The sequence below is a fragment of the Rhodopseudomonas palustris genome, from assembly GCF_007005445.1.
GTDB lineage: Bacteria > Pseudomonadota > Alphaproteobacteria > Rhizobiales > Xanthobacteraceae > Rhodopseudomonas > Rhodopseudomonas palustris_G.
This window is the reverse complement of the sequence record NZ_CP041387.1, coordinates 1788111-1810869: the sequence shown is the minus strand read 5'-3', so window position 1 is coordinate 1810869 and position 22759 is coordinate 1788111. Positions and strand designations below refer to the sequence as shown.

Annotated in this window: 23 protein-coding genes and 1 tRNA gene; 8 read left to right on the top strand and 16 right to left on the bottom strand. The window is 65.1% G+C overall.

Annotated features, from left to right (window positions below; translation table 11 throughout):
- Window positions 1-40 precede the first annotated feature (40 nt).
- From FLL57_RS08210 to FLL57_RS08200, 3 genes are all read right to left on the bottom strand, one after another.
- Complete coding sequence (locus tag FLL57_RS08210) at window positions 41-526, bottom strand: DUF192 domain-containing protein (protein WP_047308736.1); 486 nt, start codon at window positions 524-526, stop codon at window positions 41-43.
- Window positions 527-704: 178 nt separating this feature from the next.
- Window positions 705-1400: a cold-shock protein gene (locus FLL57_RS08205; RefSeq protein ID WP_013502692.1), complete on the bottom strand. Its 696-nt coding sequence runs from the start codon at window positions 1398-1400 to the stop codon at window positions 705-707.
- 201 nt (window positions 1401-1601) lie between these two features.
- Complete coding sequence (locus tag FLL57_RS08200) at window positions 1602-2363, bottom strand: SIR2 family NAD-dependent protein deacylase (RefSeq protein ID WP_047308718.1); 762 nt, start codon at window positions 2361-2363, stop codon at window positions 1602-1604.
- A gap of 460 nt (window positions 2364-2823) precedes the next feature.
- On the opposite strand from FLL57_RS08200, the gene FLL57_RS08195 reads away from it, so the two are divergent.
- Window positions 2824-3273, top strand: coding sequence for a VOC family protein (locus FLL57_RS08195; protein WP_142882634.1), 450 nt, complete (start codon window positions 2824-2826; stop codon window positions 3271-3273).
- Window positions 3274-3553: 280 nt separating this feature from the next.
- Here FLL57_RS08195 and FLL57_RS08190 read toward each other — a convergent pair whose 3' ends face one another.
- Window positions 3554-3811 (bottom strand): PilZ domain-containing protein, encoded by a 258-nt coding sequence (locus tag FLL57_RS08190; protein ID WP_013502695.1) that lies wholly within the window; start codon window positions 3809-3811, stop codon window positions 3554-3556.
- 334 nt (window positions 3812-4145) lie between these two features.
- Here FLL57_RS08190 and FLL57_RS08185 point away from each other — a divergent pair.
- Window positions 4146-4220: transfer RNA gene (locus FLL57_RS08185), tRNA-Glu, on the top strand.
- On the opposite strand, the gene FLL57_RS08180 is transcribed toward FLL57_RS08185, so the two are convergent.
- Window positions 4208-4363: a hypothetical protein gene (locus FLL57_RS08180; protein ID WP_235677241.1), complete on the bottom strand. Its 156-nt coding sequence runs from the start codon at window positions 4361-4363 to the stop codon at window positions 4208-4210. The genes FLL57_RS08185 and FLL57_RS08180 overlap by 13 nt on opposite strands.
- 570 nt (window positions 4364-4933) lie before the next feature.
- Between FLL57_RS08180 and FLL57_RS08175 the strand changes: the two genes are divergently transcribed.
- Window positions 4934-5524, top strand: a complete 591-nt coding sequence (locus FLL57_RS08175; RefSeq protein ID WP_142882632.1) for an HdeD family acid-resistance protein — start codon at window positions 4934-4936, stop codon at window positions 5522-5524.
- A 39-nt stretch (window positions 5525-5563) separates the two neighbouring features.
- Here FLL57_RS08175 and FLL57_RS08170 read toward each other — a convergent pair whose 3' ends face one another.
- The 3 genes from FLL57_RS08170 to epmA all read right to left on the bottom strand — a co-directional run bounded on the left by FLL57_RS08170 (window position 5564) and on the right by epmA (window position 8164).
- Entirely contained in the window at window positions 5564-5824 is a 261-nt protein-coding gene (locus tag FLL57_RS08170) for a hypothetical protein (RefSeq protein ID WP_013502698.1), read from the bottom strand.
- Between the two features lie 157 nt (window positions 5825-5981).
- Complete coding sequence (locus tag FLL57_RS08165) at window positions 5982-7073, bottom strand: lysine-2,3-aminomutase-like protein (protein WP_013502699.1); 1092 nt, start codon at window positions 7071-7073, stop codon at window positions 5982-5984.
- A complete protein-coding gene (gene epmA, locus FLL57_RS08160) occupies window positions 7070-8164 on the bottom strand; it encodes an EF-P lysine aminoacylase EpmA (RefSeq protein WP_013502700.1) in 1095 nt (364 codons plus the stop codon). The genes FLL57_RS08165 and epmA overlap by 4 nt, the downstream gene beginning before the upstream one ends.
- Before the next feature lie 98 nt (window positions 8165-8262).
- Between epmA and efp the strand changes: the two genes are divergently transcribed.
- Window positions 8263-8829, top strand: coding sequence for an elongation factor P (gene efp / locus FLL57_RS08155; protein WP_013502701.1), 567 nt, complete (start codon window positions 8263-8265; stop codon window positions 8827-8829).
- 78 nt (window positions 8830-8907) lie between these two features.
- On the opposite strand, the gene FLL57_RS08150 is transcribed toward efp, so the two are convergent.
- Window positions 8908-9813 (bottom strand): lipid kinase, encoded by a 906-nt coding sequence (locus FLL57_RS08150; RefSeq protein WP_283811144.1) that lies wholly within the window; start codon window positions 9811-9813, stop codon window positions 8908-8910.
- A 290-nt stretch (window positions 9814-10103) separates the two neighbouring features.
- Here FLL57_RS08150 and FLL57_RS08145 point away from each other — a divergent pair, with 290 nt between their 5' ends.
- From FLL57_RS08145 to FLL57_RS08135, 3 genes are all read left to right on the top strand, one after another.
- Entirely contained in the window at window positions 10104-11333 is a 1230-nt protein-coding gene (locus tag FLL57_RS08145) for a lytic murein transglycosylase (protein WP_013502703.1), read from the top strand.
- 17 nt (window positions 11334-11350) lie between these two features.
- Complete coding sequence (locus FLL57_RS08140; protein ID WP_142882630.1) at window positions 11351-12469, top strand: FUSC family protein; 1119 nt, start codon at window positions 11351-11353, stop codon at window positions 12467-12469.
- Window positions 12470-12552: 83 nt separating this feature from the next.
- Window positions 12553-12843: a hypothetical protein gene (locus tag FLL57_RS08135; RefSeq protein ID WP_013502705.1), complete on the top strand. Its 291-nt coding sequence runs from the start codon at window positions 12553-12555 to the stop codon at window positions 12841-12843.
- A gap of 157 nt (window positions 12844-13000) precedes the next feature.
- On the opposite strand, the gene recJ is transcribed toward FLL57_RS08135, so the two are convergent.
- From recJ to FLL57_RS08095, 7 genes are all read right to left on the bottom strand, one after another.
- Window positions 13001-14842, bottom strand: coding sequence for a single-stranded-DNA-specific exonuclease RecJ (gene recJ / locus FLL57_RS08125; protein ID WP_142882629.1), 1842 nt, complete (start codon window positions 14840-14842; stop codon window positions 13001-13003).
- A gap of 217 nt (window positions 14843-15059) precedes the next feature.
- A complete protein-coding gene (locus tag FLL57_RS08120; protein WP_142882628.1) occupies window positions 15060-15788 on the bottom strand; it encodes a haloacid dehalogenase type II in 729 nt (242 codons plus the stop codon).
- A gap of 175 nt (window positions 15789-15963) precedes the next feature.
- Window positions 15964-16407, bottom strand: coding sequence for a GNAT family N-acetyltransferase (locus FLL57_RS08115; RefSeq protein ID WP_142882627.1), 444 nt, complete (start codon window positions 16405-16407; stop codon window positions 15964-15966).
- 12 nt (window positions 16408-16419) lie between these two features.
- Entirely contained in the window at window positions 16420-17424 is a 1005-nt protein-coding gene (glpX, locus tag FLL57_RS08110) for a class II fructose-bisphosphatase (RefSeq protein WP_013502709.1), read from the bottom strand.
- A gap of 62 nt (window positions 17425-17486) precedes the next feature.
- Window positions 17487-18812 carry a homoserine dehydrogenase gene (locus tag FLL57_RS08105; RefSeq protein WP_142882626.1) on the bottom strand — a complete coding sequence of 442 codons (1326 nt, stop codon included), beginning with the start codon at window positions 18810-18812 and terminating at the stop codon, window positions 17487-17489.
- A 77-nt stretch (window positions 18813-18889) separates the two neighbouring features.
- Entirely contained in the window at window positions 18890-20110 is a 1221-nt protein-coding gene (locus FLL57_RS08100; protein WP_013502711.1) for an LL-diaminopimelate aminotransferase, read from the bottom strand.
- A 184-nt stretch (window positions 20111-20294) separates the two neighbouring features.
- The gene (locus FLL57_RS08095) at window positions 20295-20591 is read right to left on the bottom strand and encodes a hypothetical protein (protein ID WP_234713347.1); all 297 of its coding nucleotides are present in this window, start codon (window positions 20589-20591) and stop codon (window positions 20295-20297) included.
- A gap of 339 nt (window positions 20592-20930) precedes the next feature.
- On the opposite strand from FLL57_RS08095, the gene FLL57_RS08090 reads away from it, so the two are divergent.
- Entirely contained in the window at window positions 20931-22736 is a 1806-nt protein-coding gene (locus FLL57_RS08090; protein ID WP_142882625.1) for a PHA/PHB synthase family protein, read from the top strand.
- The last annotated feature ends 23 nt before the right edge of the window (window positions 22737-22759 follow it).

The following is a 22759-nucleotide window of genomic DNA, read 5'->3' as shown; positions in this document are numbered from 1 at the left end:
GCCGTCGATACACGGTTCAAGCCCCCCCAGCAAGCGGCCCTCAGCGCGGCTTGAACAGCGGATGCGCCACTCGGTCGCCGGCGGCGATCCCGAGCTTCTTGGCGGTGCCGCCCGCCACTTCAAGCACGCCGGCAACCGGGCCGCCGGACGCGATGATCCGTGTCGACATCGGCTCTGTATTCTCCGCGATCCGGTGGATGGTGCCATCGCCACGAATGAAAATCATATCGAGCGGAATGTAGGTGTTCTTCATCCACATCGACACCTGCTGCTCCGGCCTGAAATCGAACAGCATGCCCTGCCCCTCCGGCAGGTTCTTGCGGTACATCAGGCCGACTTCCCGCTCCTTGTCGGTGGTGGCGATCTCGACGCTGAAGACATGAACGCCGGTCTTGCCGACGATCTCCAACGCCTGAATCTGCGCGGCGAGGGCTCCGCGCGCCGCGATGCCGCACAGCATTATCGCCACCGCAAGCAAACCGAACCACCGCAGCCGGCGGAACTTCAACGTCTGAGAGACTTGCATCGACCCGAACCTGTTCCTGCGCCCGATCGGCCGCGGGCTGCGGCCGGAATCATCCGAGAGCGCCCCGCCGCGCAAACAGCATGCACGGATGGTCCCGGACGATTCACAAATTGGCGATCGAGGATGGCACGATCAAGAACAGCGCGCGTCGTCCACTGCCCGACCCGAGCGACGCGATTCAGTGCGAGGACAACCCCGGGACGCCGTTTTCCGGCTGAATTTCCGCAGCCATCATGCCCTTGGAGCCCGGCCCGAATCGCACCAGCACGTATTGCCCCGGCCGCAGTTCGGTCATGCCGTAACGACGCAACGTTTCCATATGCACAAAGATATCCGGCGTGCCCTCGCCACAGGTGAGGAATCCGAACCCGCGCAACCGATTGAACCACTTCACCTGCGCCCGCTCCAGCCCGCTGGTCGGGGTGACGCTCACGTGGGTGCGCGCCGGCAGCATCTGCGCCGGATGAATTGCGGTGGATTCGTCCATCGAGACGACGCGGAAGGCTTGGTAGCCCTTGGCGCGCTGGACGCACTCGACGACGATGCGGGCGCCTTCATAGGCAGTCTGGTAGCCATCGCGGCGCAGCACGGTCACGTGCAGCAGCACGTCCGGCCAACCGTTGTCGGGAACCACGAAACCGTACCCCTTCGACGCGTCGAACCATTTGATGAAGCCGCTGATTTCGACGAGATTTGCGGCGGCTTCTCCGATGCCCGCGAAGGCGTCGCGCGAATTCAAATGATCGCGATGAACACCGGGTCCGAACTCCCGCGGCGAGAAATCGCCCGCAGGAAACTCCGCTGCTCGCGGCTTCGCAGCGCTGGCTGCGGGCAAAACGCCCGGCCTCTTGGACTCAAATCCGTCCGACCCCATGACCCCGGACCCCGCACGTCACCAACCGATTCGCCACGATTGCAGCGTCGATGATTCGCGAGCATTCCCCCAACTACTCAGGATTGCGCCGCCGCGAATCTGTTGATTTGAAGATAACACCGCGGCCCGAACGGCAAAGACAAAAAAAACGTTAAGCGACAACTATAAACAGCCTTGAAAGCCTGCGAATCTTACGAGGATTTAGTTGCCGACGAACGGTCCGAGCGTTTCACCGATGTCGTGACGGATCACCAGATCGGCGATTTCATCCTGCTCGGTCGGCTCGTTGTTGATGATGACCAGCTTGGCGCCGCATTCTTTGGCGAGCATCGGAAAGCCTGCGGCAGGCCACACCACGAGCGACGAACCGATCGCGATGAACAGATCACAATGCTGCGCGAGTTCAGTGGCGCGACGCATCGCATCCGAAGGCATCGCCTGACCGAACGATACCGTCGCGGTCTTCACCGGCTCGTCGCACGCCGTGCAATGCGGCGCATGGCCGGTGCGTTGAAACCACTCACGGACCCAGTCGAGCTCGTGGCGTTTGCCGCAACCGATGCAGCGTGCGTAGGTGGTGTTGCCGTGCAGTTCGACGACGTCGTGCTCGTCGAAGCCGGAGAGTTGATGCAGATTGTCGATGTTCTGCGTGATGATCGCCGGCACCTTGCCGAGTCTGTACAGCGAAGCCAGCGCACGATGACCGCGGCTCGGCCGGGCCTTGGCAAAGCTATGCTCCATCGCGAACCGTCGCCGCCACGCCTCGTCACGCGCGTCCTGCCGCGCGACGAACTCGTCGAACGGAATCGGCTGATTGCGACTCCACAGCCCTCCGGGAGAACGGAAATCTGGAATGCCGGATTCGGTCGAAATGCCGGCTCCGGTGAATGGCACGACCGAAGTGGCGCGCGCGATCATGTCGCCGAGCTGTTCGACTCCGCTGGAAAGACTGGGAGCGATCATGGTTGGGTCATTTTCACAACTGTTCTTTCGTCGCGACGAGTGCAGGCGCGGCGAGCTGAACCGCGGCGACGATGCGGCACCAAGGCCAAGGCCTCGCTCGCCGACAGACGCCGGTTCCCGCGCACAGATTCGAAGCCACATTTTTTTGAATTGCAAGAGGGACGTCCCGGTCGGATAGTCGAAGCCGTGTCATTGGATGACCTCCTCCGAAAGAGCCCCGCGCGACCTCCAAGGCGGGGCTCTTTTTCGTCGCTGATTCCAGTGCATCGGGACGCCGGCCGCACGCCGCACCGTGCCTCCTGTTCGTCACACCTCCTCCCCGAGCGATAAGGTCCGGAGCCCCGGCTCCGGACCTTATCGCTCTTGGCTGTGCCGAGGCGGCGATGCCGCTCGTCCACCGCTTTCCATCCCGGCGGTTTCATCGCAAGATCCACCCGTTTTCTCTGGAGACGACCACGTCATGCGTTACCTGCACACCATGCTGCGCGTCCGCAATCTCGACGCCGCCCTCGAATTCTTCAGCGGCGCGCTGGGCCTGAAGGAGGTCCACCGCATCGACAACGACAAGGGCAAGTTCACCTTGCTGTTCCTGTGTGCGCCCGAAGACGAGGACCTGGTGAAGCAATCGAAGGGACGCCCCGCTCCGACGATCGAGCTGACCTGCAATTGGGACGAGGAGTCCTATGGCGAGGATCGCTTCTTCGGCCATCTCGCCTTCGAGGTCGACGACATCTATGCAACCTGCGAGCGACTGATGAAGCTCGGCATCACCATCAATCGCCCGCCCCGCGACGGCCAGATGGCGTTCGTGCGGTCGCCGGACCTGCATTCCGTCGAGCTGCTGCAAAAGGGCCAAGCCTTGCCGCCGCAGGAGCCGTGGGCCTCAATGCCGAACACCGGCCACTGGTAAACCGGTGGAGATCCGCGCCCGGCGGAGCGACAATGGCTCGCGCGGCGATGTCGAGTGTTGGCGGAACGACACGCACGACCTCGCGTTGGTCGAACAACCAACGGAGGACATCAATGGCACGAGGACTATTGCTCTGGCTGATCGGCATTCCGATCCCCGTCATCATCCTGCTCTGGCTGTTTTTCAGCTAACGCGCCGCGCCGCAGCTACGCCAGAAACCGAACAGAAAGGGCTCTGCGATCCGCGGAGCCTTTTTTACGCAGAATGGCTGACACGGAGCTCAATTGACGAACTTGACCCCGAGTGTCGTCCCGCGGCGCCAAACCACTTCGCATTGCCGCCCCTGACGCGCGTCCCGTGAAAAGCCAAGCCGCAGCCGGGCCCCGAGCGACTCCGCCTCGTTCAACACCAGCTTGGCGCCAGAACTCGACAGATCCAGCACCTCACAGGGGCGTGCTGCAAAGCCGCCGTCCAGCGTGATCCAGCCGCTCTGGCGCACCGATTTGCGTGGTTCGCGCTTGGTGTTGTTCTTAACCATGGCTGTTCTCCTCGGCCTGACGTTACGCATCACGCCAATGCCGACACCGGCGCGCGAACGCGCTCGACAACAAGCGAAAGCTCAGGCTCCGATCGCTCGGAACACTCTTGCTGTAGGTCCGCGGCTGTTGAAAAAACGTTGCAAGCTTTAGCGAAAAGTCGGGGTATCGGCAGATCGATGCAGCACGACGCTTGCCCCTCCGGAAAAACGCCACTATACGTTCGCCGCTGCTTCGCGGCGGGTCGGTTGCCGGTCCTGCTGAAGCAGTCGTTCGGGTAAGACCGTGCGTGTCCGCCTGCTTGCGATGTCCGTATCGCGCGCATCCGGCGGCTACGCTCCCTTCGTCTATCGGTTAGGACGCCACCCTTTCACGGTGGAGAGAGCGGTTCGATTCCGCTAGGGAGCGCCATCTTTCTTCAGCGCAGCGATGATCACCGCCAGCCGCTCACCGGCGAGCAAGGTCCATACTGTGTCGGGCGCCGGGCTGACTTCGTAGCAATCGGTCTGGCTGCAGCTCGGGCATTCGTAGATTCGCAGTTCGATCGATCGCACCGGCGAGACCCGAGCCAGAGCTGTGCGCGATCCGCATTGGCTGCAGTGTGGCCGCCTGTCTTTGCACATGACGCCTCCTAGCGGAGACTGATTGGCCGTACTCCGAACAGGACGCGACCGACCACAATCTCTGATTGTAATTCCTCTTATACATCCACCCTGAGATGAAGCCAATCCAATGTTCAAAACCGGACACGGCTTGGCGGTCGCCATCGCTGTGGTTCCCATCTCAGTTACGAAAAGCCAGCAGGAGCGAACCAAAGGGGCAGCGCAAAGACGGGCGGCAGGCACCACCCGCCGCCATGGTTCACTGGACGCCGGTCAAGCTCAGGCGAACATGAACAGGGTGATGGCAAACACCAGAGCGGCCACATGCAGAATGGCTGTGATCATCGCACACCTCCCGCCAAAGTCGTCGCAATCGAACGTCAGGATTAACCGATTCCCCACGCCGTTTCGATTCGGCGGAGGTCACGCGGCTGACGACCACGAATAGCTCTGAACTATTTACCGGAGATGGGCGTTGCGCGGGGTAAGTTCCTGCCTGGGAACCAATGAAGGAGAACCCTGATGTCTCTGCCAGACGACAGTCTTCGCCCTGAGGGCGTAGAGCGGCTGCAAGCCCGCGTCGAGGCTACCATCCGCGATCACTGGAAGGCCTTTCTGTTCGAAGGTGTTCTATTATTGGTGATCGGCCTTGCTGCGATCCTGCTGCCGCTGCTCGCCAGCATTACCTTCACCATCATGCTCGGCTCGCTCTTTCTGGTCGCAGGCGGTGCCGGGATCTTGTTCTCGATCTGGGCGCGCCAAGCCCCGGGGTTCTGGTGGTCGCTGCTGTCTGCGGTGCTGGCGTTGGTGGCGGGCGTCGTTCTGATCGCGATGCCGCTGCAAGGCACGCTGACTCTCACCTTCATCGTCGGCGTGTATTTTCTGGCCGAAGGCGTCGCTAGCATCATGTACGCCTTCCAGCATCGCGGCCGGATGTCGGAAAGCTGGGGCTGGATGCTCGCCGCCGGTATTGCCGACATCCTGGTGGCGTTCATCATCATCTCGGGCTGGCCCGGCACTGTCTGGGCGATCGGCTTGCTGATCGGCATCAATCTGGTGTTCGGCGGCACCTCGCTGATCGCGATGGCGCTCGCCGCCCGCAAGAGCACCTGAGCCGGCATCTGAGCCGGCCAAGTCTGCCGCGGTTCGCCCTCAGCAGCCGCGGCAAATGCTCTTGATCTTGCGGTCGAGCGCCGCATCGGCCGGGTCGATCTGATCAATCCTCTGTTCCGGCGGGGTGTCGTCCCGTCGCGGCTGCCGATGCCCGATCGGCGCCTGCCGGACGTCGGCCCCACTAATTGAAGATCCCGGAGAGGTCGTCGAACCGCCGGCACCGGCACTGGTGCCGGATTGCGCCAACGCCGCTCCGCCACTCAGCGCCAGGATTACGGCCGCGATCATTACAGGTTTCATCGGAGCTCTCCTTCCATCCAAGCTGCCATCGCGAGGCTTTCAGCGCACGCTCCGGCATCGCAGCGGTCTACGTCGGCCAATGGTCCCGCCCGACACGACACCAACTCATCACCCCCGGCCCGGTTGCCGGACTTGCCTTGCGACAGCGAACCGCCGCTTATCCCGACCGCGGCGGATACAGATGGACCTCGCCGCAATAGTCGGCGACACGATAGCGCGAATTCGGATCGGTTCCATCGGCGTCCAACAAATAATTGGGGCCAACCGGCGCCTTGCCATAGCCGCCGGGAATGTCGAGCACGTATTCGGGCTGGCAAAGTCCGGACACATTCCCGCGCAGCGCGCGCATCAGCGCCTGACCTTCCGCCAGCGTGGTACGCAGATGCGCGGTGCCCGGCGCCAGATCGCCGTGATGCAGGTAGTAAGGCTTGATCCGGCATTCCACGAAGGCGCGCATCAGAGCCTCCAGCGTGTCCGGGTCGTCGTTCACCCCACGCAGCAAGACGGACTGGCTCACCATCGGAATCCCGGCGTCGATGATCCGGGCGCACGCCACGCGGGCAGCAGCGGTGAACTCGCGCGGGTGATTGGCGTGCAGCGCCAGCCAAGTAGTCTTGCTGGGCGTGCGCAGCGCCTGCACCAGATCGGGCGTGATCCGCGTCGGATCGGCGACCGGCAGTCGGGTGTGGAAGCGGACGATCTTGACGTGCTCGATCGCGGCAAGCTCCGCCATGATCTCGCTGAGCCTGCGCGGCGACAGCATCAAGGGATCACCGCCCGTAAAGATCACTTCCCAGATCTCATCATGCGCGCGGATGTAGTCCAGCGCCGCCGCGGTCGCCTCGCGCGACAGCGCGTTGTCCTTGCCGGGCCCGACCATCTCGCGGCGGAAGCAGAACCGGCAATACACCGCGCAGACATGCACCGGCTTGAACAGCACGCGATCACGGTGACGATGGACGATGCCTTCGACTGGCGCGTGCGCGGCATCGCCGATCGGATCGTCGCGTTCGAATGCCAGCGACGACAGCTCTTCGGCGCGCGGGATGTACTGCCTCGCGATCGGATCGTCGGGATCATCGCGATCGATCAGCGCCGCGACCGCCGGCGTCACCGCGATCGCGTAGCGCGCCGCGACCTCGGTCAGCGTCGCGCGACCGTCCGCTGCAGCGAAGCCCTCGGCGATCAGTTCTTCCGGATGACGCAACGTCGCCGACGCCGGAGTGTTCAATTGGGTGACCTTGGTCATGCGCCCTCGCCTGCCGGCGGCGTCCACACCACCTGATCGATCGTGGTTGCGCCGGCCGCCAGCATCACCAGCCGGTCGAAGCCGAGCGCAACGCCGCTGGCCTCCGGCATCTCGGCGACCGCCGCCAGAAAAGCCTCGTCGAGCGGATAGCGCTCGCCGTAACGCCGCTCCTTCTCGTCCATCGCGACGACGAACCGCGCGCGCTGCTCGCCCGCATCGGTGAGTTCGCCGAAGCCGTTGGCGAGTTCGACACCACAGGCATACAGCTCGAAGCGTTCGGCGACCCGCGGATCGTCCGGTTTGGTCCGCGCCAGCGCCGCTTCGGGCGCCGGGTATTCGCTCAGCACCGTCAACCGACCATCGCCGAGCCGCGGCTCGACATGCTCGACCAGCACCTTGCTGAAGATGTCGGACCAAGTGTCGTCATCGACGATCCGCACGCGTGCGGCGGCCGCGTTTGCCAGCGCCGCCCGATCCCCCTCGCCGTCAATGATCGTGGCCAGCAGATCGATGCCGGCGAAACGCGCGAACGCCCCAGCCACGGTCAAACACTCGGGCTCGGCCTGCGGATCGGCGCGCCGCCCCCTGAACGAGAACCTATCGATGCCAGTGGCCCCGGCCGCGACGCGGACCAGCGCCACGCAGTCGTCGATCACCTGCTGGTACGGCGCCTCGGCGCGATACCACTCCAGCATGGTGAACTCCGGCAGATGCACCCGGCCGCGCTCGCGGTCGCGAAATACCCGGGCGAGCTCGAAGATTCGCGTCTCGCCGGCCGCCAGCAGCTTCTTGCAGGCGAATTCCGGCGAGGTCCGCAGGTATCGGGAGCGCCGCTCGCCGTCCGGTCCCAACAGTTCAGTGCGCGGGGCGTGCAGATGGGTCTCGTTACCGGGCGAAATCTGCAGGATCGCGGTCTCGACCTCGGTAAAGCCCGCCGTCTCGAACCAGGCCCGCACGGACCGGGTCACCGCCCCCCGCGCGCGCAAAAATGGCTGTCGGTCCAGATACCTATCCCTGTTCCACCAGGGCGACGGGCCGGATTGCTCCTTCACCTCAAGTCGCCCCCGCGCGGCCGCGCAAAACACTGGCATCAACGCCACAAATCAGTATGTTGCGCCCCGAAACCGTTTCGGCCTCGGGATACCAACGCCCGGATCGGGCCCGGACCTGAACGACAGGAAACATTCCTTTGAGAGTCATCGCCAGTTCTATTCGCAAGGGCAACGTCCTCGAGCAAGATGGGAAGCTTTACGTCGTCCTGTCTGCCGAAAACATCCATCCCGGCAAGGGCACGCCCGTCAGTCAGATCGAAATGCGCCGAATCAGCGACGGCGTGAAGATCTCGGAGCGCTACAAGACCACCGACCAGGTCGAAAAGGTCACCATCGAAGAGCGCAATTACACCTTCCTGTACGAGGATGGCGAAGGCTTCCACTTCATGGAGCCGGAGTCCTATGATCAGGTGCAGGTCGCAAAAGACGTCGTCGGCTCTTCGGCGCCGTACTTGCAGGAAGGCATGGTGGTGAAGCTGTCGATGCACGACACCACTGCCGTCGCCATCACCCTGCCCCAGCGCGCCACGCTCGAAGTGGTGGAGACCGAGCCTGTGACCAAGGGCCAGACCGCGTCGTCCTCCTACAAGCCGGCGGTGCTGTCGAACGGCGTCCGCACCCAGGTCCCGCCGCACATCGGCACCGGCACCCGCATCGTCGTGCTGACCGAAGACGGCTCCTACGTCGAGCGCGCCAAGGACTGATCGAGCTCGGTCTCGCAGATTGCTGCCAAAGCCCGCCGCATACCGGCGGGCTTTTTCGTGGCTTCGCTCTTTGCAGGCTCAACGGCGCGGCGGGACGTCTTTCGGGACGAACACGCTGACGGCCTTCTGCAGCAGCTCGAACTTCGCCGGCGTGAAGGTCACCAGCTCACCGTCCGCGTTGACCGGCCGTGGCTTGCGGGTGCGGATTTCGAACGAGGTGCCGCGGGCGGCGCGTACTTCGCTCCACAGTCCATGCTGCCCCTTTCGGAAGTCATAGGCGACCGCGAGTAGCTTCCACACTTGCGCGAATTCCAGCGAGTACAGATCGAATTGGCCGTCGTCGATCTCGGCGGTTTGCTCGACCGCCATGCCGCCGCCGTAGTAGCGGCCGTTGCCGACCGCAATCTGCATCGTCTTCACCCGCACATCCTCGTCGGCCGCTACGATCGTCGCGCGGAACGGCCGTGCCTTGCTCAGCACTTTCGCGGCAGTCAGCGCATAGCTGAAGCGGCCGAACCGACGCTTACTTTCGCCGCTGAGCTCCCGCGCCAGATCGGCGCTGAGCCCGACGCTGGCGACATTGAAAAACTTGTGACCGTTGACCTCGCCCAGATCGATGGTCTTGCGGTAGCCGGCGACGATGACGTCCGCAGCGGCTTCCATGTCGAGCGGCAGACCCAACGTTCGCGCCAGATCGTTGGCAGTGCCGGCCGGAATGATGCCGAGTGGCAGCCCGGTTTTCACCAGTGCCGATGCCGCCGCGTTCAAAGTGCCGTCACCGCCCGCGATCACAACCGCTGCCGCGCCATCCGCATTGGCCTCGATCCACGGCGCAACCTCATGCGGACTGCTCGGCGCGGACACGACCAGATCGAATCCGGCCGCACTGAGACGGGAACCCGCTACACCGACCGCCTGACCGCCGGAGCGACTGCCGCGATTGATCACCATCAGCAGCCGCTGCAGAGCGGTCGGTTGCGGGATACATGGCTCCGGATCGGCCGCCCCGCGGGCCGTAAGGTCGTCGGTGTCCGGCGGTGCCTCGAGCTGTTGGTCCACCTGCTATCCTCGTTCGAGCGGTCCGCGAGATCGCGCGGCGTGCGAACCTTGCGGATCTCGATGGTCACAGGTGTGTGTCGATCACGGCGGTACAAGAGCACAGGCAGAGACATCGTGTCGCTGGCGTCCTGTCGGAACCATTTCCCCTCTGCCCGGCGCTCGATCAGCGGCCATCGGCTTTGGCGGTCGGCGGCAATCCCGCTAGACTGTCGCGCATGCCCGATCGCGATTCCTTTCATTCGCCGACCCGCCGTCGCCTGCTGCAAACTGCGCTCGGCGCAGCCGTGATGCTGCCGGCCGCGGCTCACGCGGCTGCGTCGCCCGATTTCGACCGGTGGCGCGATGGGTTTCGCGCCAAGGCGCTGGCCAAGGGCATATCGACCCGGACCTGGGACCGGGTGATGGGCTCGATCGAGCCCGACATGTCGGTGTTCGCCAAGCTGAAGAAGCAGCCCGAGTTCCACGAGCAGCTCTGGCAGTACATCAACCGCCGGGTGTCGGACTGGCGCATCACCGCCGGCCGCGAAGCGCTGCGCAGGAATGAAGCGCTGTTCGGGCGGATCGAGCGCGATTTCGGCGTCGAACGCGGCACGCTGCTGGCGCTGTGGGGGGTCGAGAGCGCCTATGGCGATCCTCTGGTGCAGCAGAACCACATGCGTCCGGTGTTTCCGTCCCTCGCCGCGCTCGCGTGGCGCGAGCCGCGGCGGCGAGCGTATTGGGAAACCGAACTGATCAACGCGCTGCGGATTGTCGACAAGGGCTGGTCGACGCCGGAGGAAATGCGCGGCTCCTGGGCAGGCGCCATGGGCCACAGCCAGTGGATGCCGGAAGTGTGGCTGAACGTCGGCATCGACTATGACGGTGACGGCCGGGTGTCGCCGTTCGGCCGGCCCGACGACGCTCTGGGCTCGACCGCGAAGTATCTGGTCCGCCGCGGCAAGTATCAGCGCGGCGAGCATTGGGGCTACGAGGTTGAAGCACCCGGCGGCGCAGCCAGCGGCCGCCGCACTTACTCGGAGTGGTCGCGTTCCGGCGTCACCCGCGCCGACGGCCAGCCATTTCCCAATTCCGCGGCCAGCGCGACGATGTGGGTGCCGGTCGACGGCGGCCCGAAATTCCTGATCGGGCCCAACTTCTACGCGGTGAAGAGCTACAACCCGTCGATGAACTACGCACTCGCGATCTGCCACCTCGGCGATCGCATTCTCGGCGGTGGCCCGTTCGTGCATCCGTTCCCCGGCTCGGAGCGCGCGCTGACGCTCGCCGAGGTGCAGGAGATGCAGACGCGGCTGACCCGGGCAGGCTTCGACACCGGGGGCACCGACGGCCGGGTCGGCAACGACACCATGAAGGCGATCCGCGACTTCCAGCTCAAGACCGGCCTGCGGCCCGCCGACGGCTACGGCGGGCTTAAGGTGCTGGCACGACTGCGGCAGGGTGGATAGAGACCGCAGGCTCTTCGATGCTTCAACATCACTGGACGTGGCACCGGATCAAGGCGCTGGCGCAGGAGGAGTGGCGCGCGCTCGTCACCTTCAATCCGAGCGACCGGCCGTGGCAGATGCCGTTCTCGGCGGCGCTGGCGGCCGGCGTGCCGATGCTGATCGGCGCCTACTTCGATCATCTCGACTACGGCCTGATCTCGTCGCTCGGCGGCATGGCGTTTCTGTACCTGCCGCGCACGCCGCTGCACCATCGCATGGTGTCGATGATGGCGGCCGGCTTCGGCTATGCCGCCTGCTACACGCTCGGACTGATCGTGCATCTGCTACCCTGGCTCTTGGTGCCGGCGCTCACCTTCACGGCGATCCTGGTGACGATGCTGTGCCGGTTCTATCGGATCGGCCCACCCGGCAGCATGTTCTTCGTGATGGCCGCCGCGATCGCCGCCTATACGCCGGGCGATCTGATGCAGCTACCGCTGAAGGCGGGGCTGTTCGTGCTCGGCAGCCTGCTCGCCACCCTGATCGCGATGATCTACTCGGTGGTGGTGCTGCGGATCCGTGATCCGCTGCCGGTGCCGCCGCTGGCGACCGACGATTTCGAGCACGTCGTGCTCGACGCGGTGGTGATCGGCGTATTCGTCGGCGGCGCACTGGCGCTGGCCCAGGCGCTGCAGCTCGAACGGCCGTATTGGGTGCCGGTGAGCTGTCTCGCGGTGATCCAGGGCCTGTCGGTCCGAGCGGTCTGGAACCGGCACCTGCACCGTCTGCTCGGCACGGTGATCGGACTCGGCCTCGCCGCCGTGCTGCTGGCGCTGCCACTGGAGAAATGGAGCATCGCCTTCGCGGTGATCGCGCTCAGCTTCATCATCGAGACCGCGGTGATCCGGCACTACGGATTTGCGGTGATCTTCATCACCCCGCTCACCATCTTCCTCGCCGATGCCGCCACGCTCGGCCAGGAGCCGGTGCACCAAATCATCGAGGCACGGTTCATAGATACCGCGATCGGCTGCGTGGTCGGCCTGATCGGCGGCGTCTGCCTGCACAATCCTGCGTTTCGCAAGGCATCGGCCGGCTTGATCCGCCGGCTGATCCCGGCCTATCTGATCCCCGCCAAGCACGACCGGGGCGATTGACCGAAAGTCAGGGTTTTGCCGTGGCCGAGCCGTGGAATAATACCCTTCCGCCCTTTCTTCAGGATGTATCGCCGGATTGAGCCATGACCGACGTGCGCCCGCAGGCCGAAACCTTCCAAGCTCCGCTGGACGAAATCGTCTGGAACACCACCTTCCGACGCGGCTTCGCCGAGGCCCGTTCAGGCCGTACCCCTCGCTATGACGACGAGGTGATGTTCCAGGACGGTCTGGCGTGGGTTTACGAATGGGGCCGCCAGTTCGCCATCCTCGCCCCGCCCGACCTGCCACTGGTGCTGCCGGAAGAAGGCGCACTCAATCCGAAAGCGGTCGAGCTGTTTCGGGAATTGGTGATGCAGGGCGAGATCTGCACTTAGCTTCGAGCATCCCGCTCATCTGAATGCAACTCACGTCATGGCCGGGCTCGACCCGGCCATCCATCACTCTTGAAAGATGGATCGCCGGATCAAGTCCGGCGATGACGGCCATGACTAATTCGGCTTTCTGATCCCGAGGCCGTCTCAAGCGTACTCATCACCTGATCATCGTCGGTCCGGCGTCGGGCACCGCGACGTCGATGACACGGAGCTGCACGCGCTCGGCGCCCTGCCAGCGGTCGACGCTGAGGCAACCGGCGACGTGCAGGGTCTGGCCGCGGTTCTCAGTCAGCGCATTGCCGAGCTTCTGGCCGACGCTGCGGAACGCGATGCCATTGACGATCGCGCCGTCCCCCGCCTTGAAGCGAAGCCGCAGATGCGCCTGCCCGACTTCATCGGCATAGATCAGTTGGTGCGCGGGCAGCGCCACGATCGGCTCCGGATTGCCGGCACCGAACGGCCCTGCCCGGTTCAGCGTCGCCGCCAGTCCTGTCGTGACGCCGCGAGCCGACACCGCGCCGTCGATGTACAGCTCGTTGACGTGGCGCGACTTGGCGACGTCGCCGGCGAGCGTCGTCTCCAGCCAGGCGCGGAATTCGGCGAGCCGCTCCTTCCGCAGCGTCACGCCGGCCGCCATGGCGTGGCCGCCGCCCTTCAGCAGCAGCCCATCGTGCACCGCCTGGCGCACCGCCTTGCCGAGATCGACGCCGGAAATCGAACGGCCCGAGCCGGTGCCGATGCCGCCGGGCTCCAGCGCGATCGCGAATGAGGGGCGGCCAAATTTCTCCTTCAGCCGCGACGCGACCAGCCCGACCACGCCGGGGTGCCAGCCTTCGGACGCGGTGACGATCACCGCGCCCTTGTCCTCGAGGCCGAGCGACGCCAGCGCTTCGGCTTCCGCCTGGGCCTCGGCCTTCTGTTCGATCTCGCGGCGCTCGCTGTTGAGGCGGTCGAGCTCGGCGGCGATCCGGGCGGCTTCGGAAACGTCGGATTCCAGAAGCAGCCGGACGCCGAGATCGGCGCGACCAATGCGGCCGCCGGCATTGATCCGCGGCCCGAGCATGAAGCCGAGATGCCACGCCTCCGGCGGACCATTCAGCCGCGCCACATCCATCAGCGCGGTATGGCCGACGTGATCGCGGCGGCGCATCGCGATCAGACCCTTGGCGACGAAGGCGCGGTTCAGCCCGATCAGCGGCGCGACGTCCGCCACGGTGCCGAGCGCGACGTGGTGCAGCATGTCCAAAAGATTCGGCTCGGGCCGCTCGGTGCTCCAGAACCCGCGATGCCGCAGCTCGCGATTGACCGCGACCAGCGTCATCAGCACCAGGCCGACCGCGGCGAGATGGCCAAGCCCGGACAGATCGTCGGGCCGGTTCGGGTTGATCAGCGCCTCGACCTCGGGCAGATCGTCGCCGCATTGATGATGATCGATCACCACCACGCTCATCCCGAGCCGGCGCGCTTCGGCCAGCGGTTCGAAGCTGGTGGTGCCGCAGTCGACGGTGATCAGCAGCGTCGCGCCCTTGCCGGCCAGCATGCGGATGGCGTCGATGTTCGGGCCGTAGCCTTCGAAGATCCGGTCGGGAATGTGGATCAACGGATCGAGCCCGCAATGGCGCAAATGCCAGGCGAGCAAAGCCGACGAGGTCGCGCCGTCGACGTCGTAATCGCCGAAGATCGCCACCTTCTCGCTGCGTAAAGCGGCATCGGCGATCCGCTTGGCACCGGCCTCCATCTGGGTCAACGACGCCGGGTCGGGCATCAGCTTGCGGATGGTCGGGTCGAGAAAGTCCTCGACCTGATCGATCTCGACGCCGCGCCCGGCCAACACCCGCGCCAGCATCTCGGGCAATTGATAGCGCTGCACCATCGCCTGCGCCTTCGCAGTGGCGCGCGCGTCGAGCCGGTCGCGCCACGCCTTGCCGGTGGCCGAGCGGGTCACGCCGAGAAACGCCGGCACGATTTCGGGTGGTAAGACGGATACGGGAGGCGTCATGGTCAGCGCAGATAAGCACGAAGCGCGGACGGCGCAAACCGAGGCGGCGCGTCCAAGGGCGTTCCCCGCACACAACCGGCACGGTGTCGTCATCCTGAGGCGCGAGCGAAGCGAGCCTCGAAGGATGCGTCGACGACCAACAACTGTGGCCCATCCTTCGAGGCCGCGCGACGCGCGGCGCCTCAGGATGACGGCGTGCTCTGTGGCGGATTTGCCTTTAACACCCCAGCGCGTCGGCCACCCCGTTGAGATCCTTCGCCACCACGGTCCAGTCGCCGGTGGCGTCGAAGTCGAGCGTCTGCAGCGGGCCGTATTCGGTCGGGCGCGGAATGAAGGCGGTTTTCAGGCCGAGCGCCTGCGCAGCGGCCAGATCGTTGTTGTGCGCGGCGACCATCATCACCTGCTCCGGCGGCAGATTGAGTAGACGCGCGGCGCCGAGATAGGTTTCAGAATCCGGTTTGTAATGTCCGAACACGTCACCGCCGAGGATGAGATCCCATGGCAGGCCGGCATTCTTCGCCATCCGCGTCAGCAAGCCGACATTGCCGTTCGACAGCGGCGAAAGGATGTACTTGGTTTTCAGCCGGGTCAGCGCGGACACGACGTCCGGCCACGGCTTCAACCGATGCCAGCCGGTGACCATGTAGCTGAGATCGTCCTCGGTCAGCCCCTTGATGCCGAATTCATCGACCAGCCGCTCCAGCGACCGGCGATGCAGGTCGTCGAGAATGATGAAGGCGGCCTGCGGGTTGCGTCGCACCTCATCCATCGACGGCACGTATGCCTGCCGCCACGCATCGACCAGCCCGGTCCAATCGCCATTGAGGCCACGCCGCACCGCATAGGCCGTCAAGTCATCGATCAGGCTGGTGCGCCAGTCGACCACGGTGCCGAACACGTCGAAGATCAGGGCTTGCACGTCTGTCGGTTCGGCTCTTCCGGCCATCGTTGTCCTCCCTTGCGACGCATTCAGTCGTCGCTTCCTGCCTGCTTGTTCTTCTCTCGCCCTCTCGTGTCATTCCGGGCGCGCGAAGCGGCAAGCCGGAATCCCGATAGGCAAGTAACAGGCTTCAGATTCCGGGGCGCCCACAGCTACGCCGTGGGCGCCCCGGAATGACGCGTTAAAACACCTTGCGATACTGCATGAAGCCGGAATCCTCGGCAATGCGGTCGTAGAGCAGACGTGCGGTGGCGTTGCCGGTCTGGGTCAGCCAATGCACGCGGCTGCAGCCGTCGGCCTTGGCGCGTGCGTACACCGCTTCGATCAGCTTGCGGCCGAGGCCGAGCCCGCGGGCGGTGTCGGCGACGAACAGGTCCTGCAGGTAGCAGTAGTCACCGGCCGTCCAGCACGACCGGTGATAGATGAACTGCACGATGCCGGTGAGCGTTCCATCGACATAGGCGCCGAGCAGATGCATCGGCTCGGCGGGATCGTGAAACCGCGCCCAGGTGACGTCGGAGGTGCCGCGCGCGAGGGTCGCTTTGTAGAACTCCAGGTAGCCGGCCCACAGCGGCTCCCACGCGGCCCGTTCGTCGGGGCCGACGGGACGAATCTCGACGGCCATCCGACGATCTCCTTAATCGAGATGGAATTTTTCGAACTGGCGGTGATCGGCCTTGATGTAGCGCACCGTGCCGGTGACCGAACGCATCACCACGGTCTCGGTCTGGATCACGTCCTTGCGGAACTTGACGCCCGAGAGCAGCGAACCGTCGGTGACGCCGGTGGCGGCAAACAGGCAGTCGCCCTTCACCATGTCCTCGATCTGGTACACGAAGTTCGGATCTTCGATGCCCATCGACTCGGCGCGGTTGCGCTTGGAGTGGGTATCGAGCAGCAGCCGGCATTGCATCTGGCCGCCGATGCAGCGCAGCGCCGCCGCGGCCAGCACGCCCTCCGGCGCACCGCCGGTGCCCATGTAGATGTCAACGCCGGTATTGTCCGGATCGGCGCAGTGAATCACGCCGGCGACGTCGCCGTCGGTGATGAGCTGGACGCCGGCACCGGTGGCGCGGATCTTGGCGATCAGCTCGGCGTGGCGGGGCCGGTCGAGCACCAGCACGGTGATATCGTGCACCGACACGTCCTTGGCATTTGCCAGGCGGCGGATGTTGTCTTCCGGCGGCGCATCGATGTCGATCAGGTTCTTGTCGTAGCCCGGGCCGATCGCGATCTTCTGCATGTAGACGTCGGGCGCGTGCAGCAGCGTGCCGCCTTCGGCCATCGCCATGGTGGCGATCGAGCCCGGCATGTTCTTGGCGCACAGCGTGGTGCCTTCGAGCGGGTCGACCGCGATGTCGACCTTCGGACCGGCGTCGATACCGGCGCCGACCTTCTCACCGATGAACAGCATCGGGGCTTCGTCGCGCTCGCCCTCGCCGATCACGATGGTGCCTTCGATCGGCATCTTGTTGAGTTCGCGGCGCATCGCGTCCACCGCGGCCTGGTCGGCGCCCTTCTCGTTGCCGTGGCCGCGCAGCCGCGCAGCCGACACCGCAGCGCGCTCGGTCACGCGCACGATCTCCAGCGTCAGGATGCGCTCCAGCAGCAATTGCGGCGGAACGGAAATGGTGGTCGACATCGGCCCAGCTCCTCAAAACAGCGCCCCCGCGCTTATGGCGGGGGCTGTACAAATGGTCGAACTCAGTTCTTCTCGATCCGGATCACCTGTGGCCGGCCGCTGATCACCTTGTCGCGCTGCACCGCCTGCAGGGCGCGGCGCACCGCGTCTTCGGCGGTGGCGTAAGTAATCAGGATCACCGGCACCGGAACCGACGATTTGGCGGCCTTGCCGTTGGCATCGACGCTGCGGTGCGGATGCCGCTGCACGATCGACTCGATCGAGATGTCCTGCTCGGCCAGCCGCTTGGCGATGGTCGCGGCGGTGCCGGCGTGATCGCGCGCCAGCAGCCGCAAGTAATAGCCACCCTCGTGGCGCTGCATCGGCGCCTTCGCGGTCGCCTTCAGCCCGGCCACCGGCCGGCCGAACGGCACCGCGCGGATGCCGCGGGCGACATCGGCGATATCCGCCACCACGGCGGACGCGGTCGCAGCGGCACCGGCGCCGGCGCCGACCAGGGTGATCGGCGGAATGCCGTCGCCGTCGATCGACACCGCGTTGGTGACGCCCATCACCTGCGCGATCGACGATGTCTTCGGCACCATGGTGGGATGCACGCGCTGCTCGATGCCCTTGGCGGTTCGCACCGCGACGCCGAGCAGCTTGACGCGGTAGCCGAGATCGTCGGCTGCGCGCAGATCTTCCGGCGTGATCGAGCGGATGCCTTCGACGTAGACCGAGCTCTCCGATACCTTGGTGCCGAACGCCAGGCTCGCCAGGATCGCCAGCTTCTGCGCGGTGTCGTGGCCGTCGATATCGAAGGTCGGATCGGCTTCGGCGTAACCGAGCCGCTGGGCATCGGCGAGACAGTCGTCGAACGACAGCCCCTCCTGCTCCATCCGGGTCAGGATGTAGTTACAGGTGCCGTTGAGAATGCCGTAGATGCGGTCGATGTCGGTGCCGGCGAGGCCCTCGCGCAGCGTCTTGATCACCGGGATCGCGGCGCCGACGGCGGCCTCGTAGTTCAGCGCCGCATTGTGCTTCTCGGCGAGCGACGCGAGCTTGAGGCCGTGCTTGGCGATCAGCGCCTTGTTGGCGGTAACCACCGCCTTGCCGGCAGCCAGCGCCGCCTCGATCGCAGGACCGGCGGGATCGCCGGCGCCGCCGATCAGCTCGACGAAGCAGTCGACCTCGGGATCGGTGGCGATCGCCAGCGGGCTCTTGGCCCATTTGATGCCGGCAAGATCGAGCCCGCGCTTCTTCGCCTTGGAGCGCGCGGTCACCGCGACCACGCGCACGGGACGGCCGCAGCGAGCGGACAAGGTCCGCTCCTGCCGTTCGATGACACGGACGACTTCGGCACCCACGGTGCCGAGACCCGCAATACCCACTCTGAGTGGCGCGACCATGACGCGCTGACCTGCTGCCCGGAACGGCTTTTCTTGGGGAAAGACCCGGAGGCCGGCGGGCGGCCTCCAATGAGGGCCTATCGCTGAACGGCGAGAGGCACCACGTTGTGCAACGTTTCGACGCCGCTTTCAAGGAAGCGTCGGACGCCGCGCGCGGCCTGGCGGATGCGCTGCTCGTTTTCCACCATCGCGATGCGGACAAAGCCCTCGCCGTGCTCGCCGAAGCCGACGCCGGGCGACACCACAACACCACACTTCTCCACCATCAGGGTGGCGAACTGCATGCTGCCGATCTCGCGGAACGCCGGCGGCAGCGGCGCCCAGGCGAACATCGAGGCGGACGGCGGCGGAATGTCCCAGCCGGCGCGACCGAAGCTCTCCACCAGGGTGTCGCGGCGCTTACGATAGGTCTCGCGCATTTCCTTGATGCAGTCGTCGGGCCCGTTGAGGGCCGCAGTGGCGGCGACCTGGACCGGGGTGAACGCACCGTAATCGAGATACGACTTCACCCGCGCCAGCGCGGCGATGATGCGCTCGTTGCCGACAGCGAAGCCCATGCGCCAGCCGGCCATCGAAAACGTCTTGGACATCGAGGTGAACTCGACGGTGACGTCCATCGCGCCCGGCACCTGCAGCACCGACGGCGGCGGATTGTTGTCGTCGAAATACACCTCTGCATAGGCCAGATCCGACAGGATCATGATCTCGTGCTTCTTCGCGAACGCCACCAGATCCTTGTAGAAGTCGAGGCTAGCCACATAGGCGGTGGGGTTAGACGGATAGCAGGCGATCAGCGCGATCGGCTTGGGGATCGAATGGATGATCGAGCGCTCGGCCGCGGCGAAGAAGTCGGGGCTCGGCTCGGCCGGCACCGAGCGGATCACGCCGCCCGCCATCAGGAAGCCGAAGGCGTGGATCGGATAGCTCGGGTTGGGGCACAGCACGACGTCGCCGGGAGCGGTGATCGCCTGGGCGACGTTGGCGAAGCCTTCCTTGGAGCCGAGGGTCGCCACCACCTGGGTGTCGGGATTCAGCTTCACGCCGAACCGGCGGTCGTAATAGGCGGCCTGGGCTTTGCGCAGACCGGTGATGCCGCGGGAGGCGGAGTAGCGGTCGGTGCGCGGCTTGCCGAGGGTGTCCTTCAGCTTGTCCAGGACGTGCTGCGGCGCCGGCAGATCCGGATTGCCCATCCCGAGATCGATGATGTCGGCTCCGGCGTTGCGCGCGGCGGCCTTGGCCCGGTTGACCTGCTCGAACACGTAAGGCGGCAAGCGGCGGATGCGGTAGAATTCTTCCATGGTCCTCGACTCCGGGTAACGGTGGGATCGTTACCGCGTTCTTGATCGGAGGGGAATCCGATAAACGCGCAGCAACTCCCTGATTCGATCGAATTTGCGGCTGTTGGCGACAAGGCTGACATGCAGCCTGCTCGCGATCTTCACCTGCCCCGGCGGCGAGTCGTCGATGGCGGCGTCGGTCCGGCTATCTCGACGCCGCCGTTCTGGCGGCCGCGGTACCCGCGGCCGGCGCCGGAGCGCCCGCGCTGGCATTCGCGTTCGCCTGGCGTTCGCGGGCCGCAATCAATTCCTGCTCGATCTTGTTGCGCTCGGCCGGCGCCAGCACCGCTTCCTCGCGATCAGCCGGCAGGTCGTTCACGGCCGGAAATGCGGCTTCCTTGGGTTTGGCGGGAGTATCGCTGCCGCCGAGCAGCGGCATATCGGACAGCGAAACCGAGCATCCGCCGAGCGCGCAACCGGCTACCAGCAACGCGGCAATCAAAGTGCCCCGCATGCCGCCCCCTGTTCGCCCCCCCGTGCCAGCTCCTCGCATTCCCCAACTCGCCTTCACGCGGCCCCGCCTTCTCGATCGTCGCGGCTCGCAACGATCGCCGCACTTGCGAATTTACACTCTAGCTCAATTGGGTCCGAACCGGCCAGCACCGACCGACGACAATAACCGACCCGACCGTCTCAGTGGGATGCCAATGTGGCCAAATCAAGCGCAATTTGTCGCAGTGCAGCACATCGAAATCAGCGACGTTTACCGAACTATGCCATCATCCAGGGGCGCGACGACAAATCTCAGCGGATTTTTTGCACCGGACTGTAGTGTTGCCCCATGACCGACATGCTCCCTGAATCCAAGGCGCCCCCGAAGTTCGATCCGGATGCATTCGCCCGCAATCTGGCGCAGGCGATGGAGTCTGGCAGCCAGGCCCTGGCGACGATGATGAAGTCGCAGAACGGCGCGGTGCCGCCGGAAGGTCACCCGCCACCGGGTCTGACCGAAATGGTCCGGAGCTTCTCCACGGTCGCCAATTATTGGCTGTCCGATCAGACCCGGTCCAACGAGCTACAGCAGAAGCTCGGCAAGTCGTATCTCGAATTGTGGGGCGCAGCTTCGAAGCGCCTCGCCGGCGAACAGGCCGAGCCGGCGATCGCCCCCTCGCCGCGCGACAAGCGGTTCGCAGCGGCGGAATGGAAGACCAACGCGTTCTACGACTTCCTGATGCAGGCCTATCTGCTGACCACGCAGTGGGCGGACGAACTGGTGAAGAACGCCGAGATTGATCCCCACACCAAGCGCAAGGCGGCGTTCTACGTCCAGCAGCTCACCACTGCGCTGGCGCCGTCCAATTTCGTGATGACCAATCCGGAGCTGACGCGCCAGACGCTGGAAGCAAGCGGCGACAATCTGGTGCGCGGCATGAAGATGCTGGCCGACGACATCCAATCCGGTCGCGGCCACCTGAAGATCCGACAATCCGACCCGGCCGGGCTCGAGGTCGGCGTCAACATGGCGGTGACCCCGGGCAAAGTGATCTTCCAGAACGAGATCATGCAGCTCATCCAGTATGAGCCCGCCACCGAGACGGTGCAGCGCACCCCGCTGCTGATCGTGCCGCCGTGGATCAACAAATACTACATTCTCGACCTGAAACCCGAAAAATCGTTCATCAAATGGTGCGTCGACCAGGGCCTCACGGTGTTCGTGATCTCCTGGGTCAACCCGGACAAGAGCCTCGCCGACAAGGATTTCGCGGACTACATGAAGCTCGGCCCGCTGACCGCGATGGACGTGATCGAGCACGTCACCGGCGAGATGAAGGTGCACACGCTGGGTTACTGCGTCGGCGGCACCCTGCTCGCCTCGACGCTGGCGTGGCTCGCCGAACGCCGCCGGGTCCGCGTGACCTCAGCGACCTTCCTGACCACGCAGGTCGATTTTACCCACGCCGGCGACCTGATGGTGTTCGTCGACGAGGAGCAGATCTCGGCGGTCGAACGTGAAATGAAGATCACCGGGGTGCTCGAAGGCGCCAAGATGGCGATGGCCTTCAACATGCTGCGGCCGAACGACCTGATCTGGTCCTACGTCGTCAATAACTACCTGAAGGGCCAGCCGCCGCAGGCGTTCGACCTGCTGCACTGGAATTCCGACGCCACAAGGATGCCGGCGGCGAACCACTCGTACTACCTACGCAACTGCTATCTCGACAACAAGCTGTCGGCCGGCACCATGGTGCTGGACAACACCACGCTCGATCTCACCAAGGTCAAGGTGCCGATCTACAACCTCGCCACCCGCGAAGACCACATCGCGCCGGCGGAGTCGGTGCTGTACGGCTCGCAGTTCTTCGGTGGTCCGGTGAAGTTCGTGCTGTCCGGCTCCGGCCATATCGCCGGCGTGATCAATCCGCCGGCGGCCAACAAGTACCAGTACTGGACCAACCCGGACATCCTTGCCGGTTCGGTCGCCAACTGGCTGAACGGCGCCGAGGAACACAAAGGCTCGTGGTGGCCGGACTGGCGCCGCTGGATCGGCCAGTTCGACGACGAGCAGGTCCCGGCCCGCGCCATCGGCAACGAAGCCTACCCGCCGCTGGAAGACGCGCCGGGCAGCTACGTCAAGGTGCGATCCTAACCGTCGCGCGGCGGCAAAGCAGC

Excerpts from the sequence above, each read along its gene's own strand:
- FLL57_RS08210 (WP_047308736.1), bottom strand. The coding sequence starts at position 526 with ATGCAAGTCTCTCAGACGTTGAAGTTCCGCCGGCTGCGGTGGTTCGGT.
- FLL57_RS08205 (WP_013502692.1), bottom strand. The coding sequence starts at position 1,400 with ATGGGGTCGGACGGATTTGAGTCCAAGAGGCCGGGCGTTTTGCCCGCA.
- FLL57_RS08200 (WP_047308718.1), bottom strand. The coding sequence starts at position 2,363 with ATGATCGCTCCCAGTCTTTCCAGCGGAGTCGAACAGCTCGGCGACATG.
- FLL57_RS08195 (WP_142882634.1), top strand. The coding sequence starts at position 2,824 with ATGCGTTACCTGCACACCATGCTGCGCGTCCGCAATCTCGACGCCGCC.
- FLL57_RS08190 (WP_013502695.1), bottom strand. The coding sequence starts at position 3,811 with ATGGTTAAGAACAACACCAAGCGCGAACCACGCAAATCGGTGCGCCAG.
- FLL57_RS08175 (WP_142882632.1), top strand. The coding sequence starts at position 4,934 with ATGTCTCTGCCAGACGACAGTCTTCGCCCTGAGGGCGTAGAGCGGCTG.
- FLL57_RS08170 (WP_013502698.1), bottom strand. The coding sequence starts at position 5,824 with ATGAAACCTGTAATGATCGCGGCCGTAATCCTGGCGCTGAGTGGCGGA.
- FLL57_RS08165 (WP_013502699.1), bottom strand. The coding sequence starts at position 7,073 with ATGACCAAGGTCACCCAATTGAACACTCCGGCGTCGGCGACGTTGCGT.
- epmA (WP_013502700.1), bottom strand. The coding sequence starts at position 8,164 with ATGCCAGTGTTTTGCGCGGCCGCGCGGGGGCGACTTGAGGTGAAGGAG.
- FLL57_RS08145 (WP_013502703.1), top strand. The coding sequence starts at position 10,104 with ATGCCCGATCGCGATTCCTTTCATTCGCCGACCCGCCGTCGCCTGCTG.
- FLL57_RS08140 (WP_142882630.1), top strand. The coding sequence starts at position 11,351 with ATGCTTCAACATCACTGGACGTGGCACCGGATCAAGGCGCTGGCGCAG.
- FLL57_RS08135 (WP_013502705.1), top strand. The coding sequence starts at position 12,553 with ATGACCGACGTGCGCCCGCAGGCCGAAACCTTCCAAGCTCCGCTGGAC.
- recJ (WP_142882629.1), bottom strand. The coding sequence starts at position 14,842 with ATGACGCCTCCCGTATCCGTCTTACCACCCGAAATCGTGCCGGCGTTT.
- FLL57_RS08120 (WP_142882628.1), bottom strand. The coding sequence starts at position 15,788 with ATGGCCGGAAGAGCCGAACCGACAGACGTGCAAGCCCTGATCTTCGAC.
- FLL57_RS08115 (WP_142882627.1), bottom strand. The coding sequence starts at position 16,407 with ATGGCCGTCGAGATTCGTCCCGTCGGCCCCGACGAACGGGCCGCGTGG.
- glpX (WP_013502709.1), bottom strand. The coding sequence starts at position 17,424 with ATGTCGACCACCATTTCCGTTCCGCCGCAATTGCTGCTGGAGCGCATC.
- FLL57_RS08105 (WP_142882626.1), bottom strand. The coding sequence starts at position 18,812 with ATGGTCGCGCCACTCAGAGTGGGTATTGCGGGTCTCGGCACCGTGGGT.
- FLL57_RS08100 (WP_013502711.1), bottom strand. The coding sequence starts at position 20,110 with ATGGAAGAATTCTACCGCATCCGCCGCTTGCCGCCTTACGTGTTCGAG.
- FLL57_RS08090 (WP_142882625.1), top strand. The coding sequence starts at position 20,931 with ATGACCGACATGCTCCCTGAATCCAAGGCGCCCCCGAAGTTCGATCCG.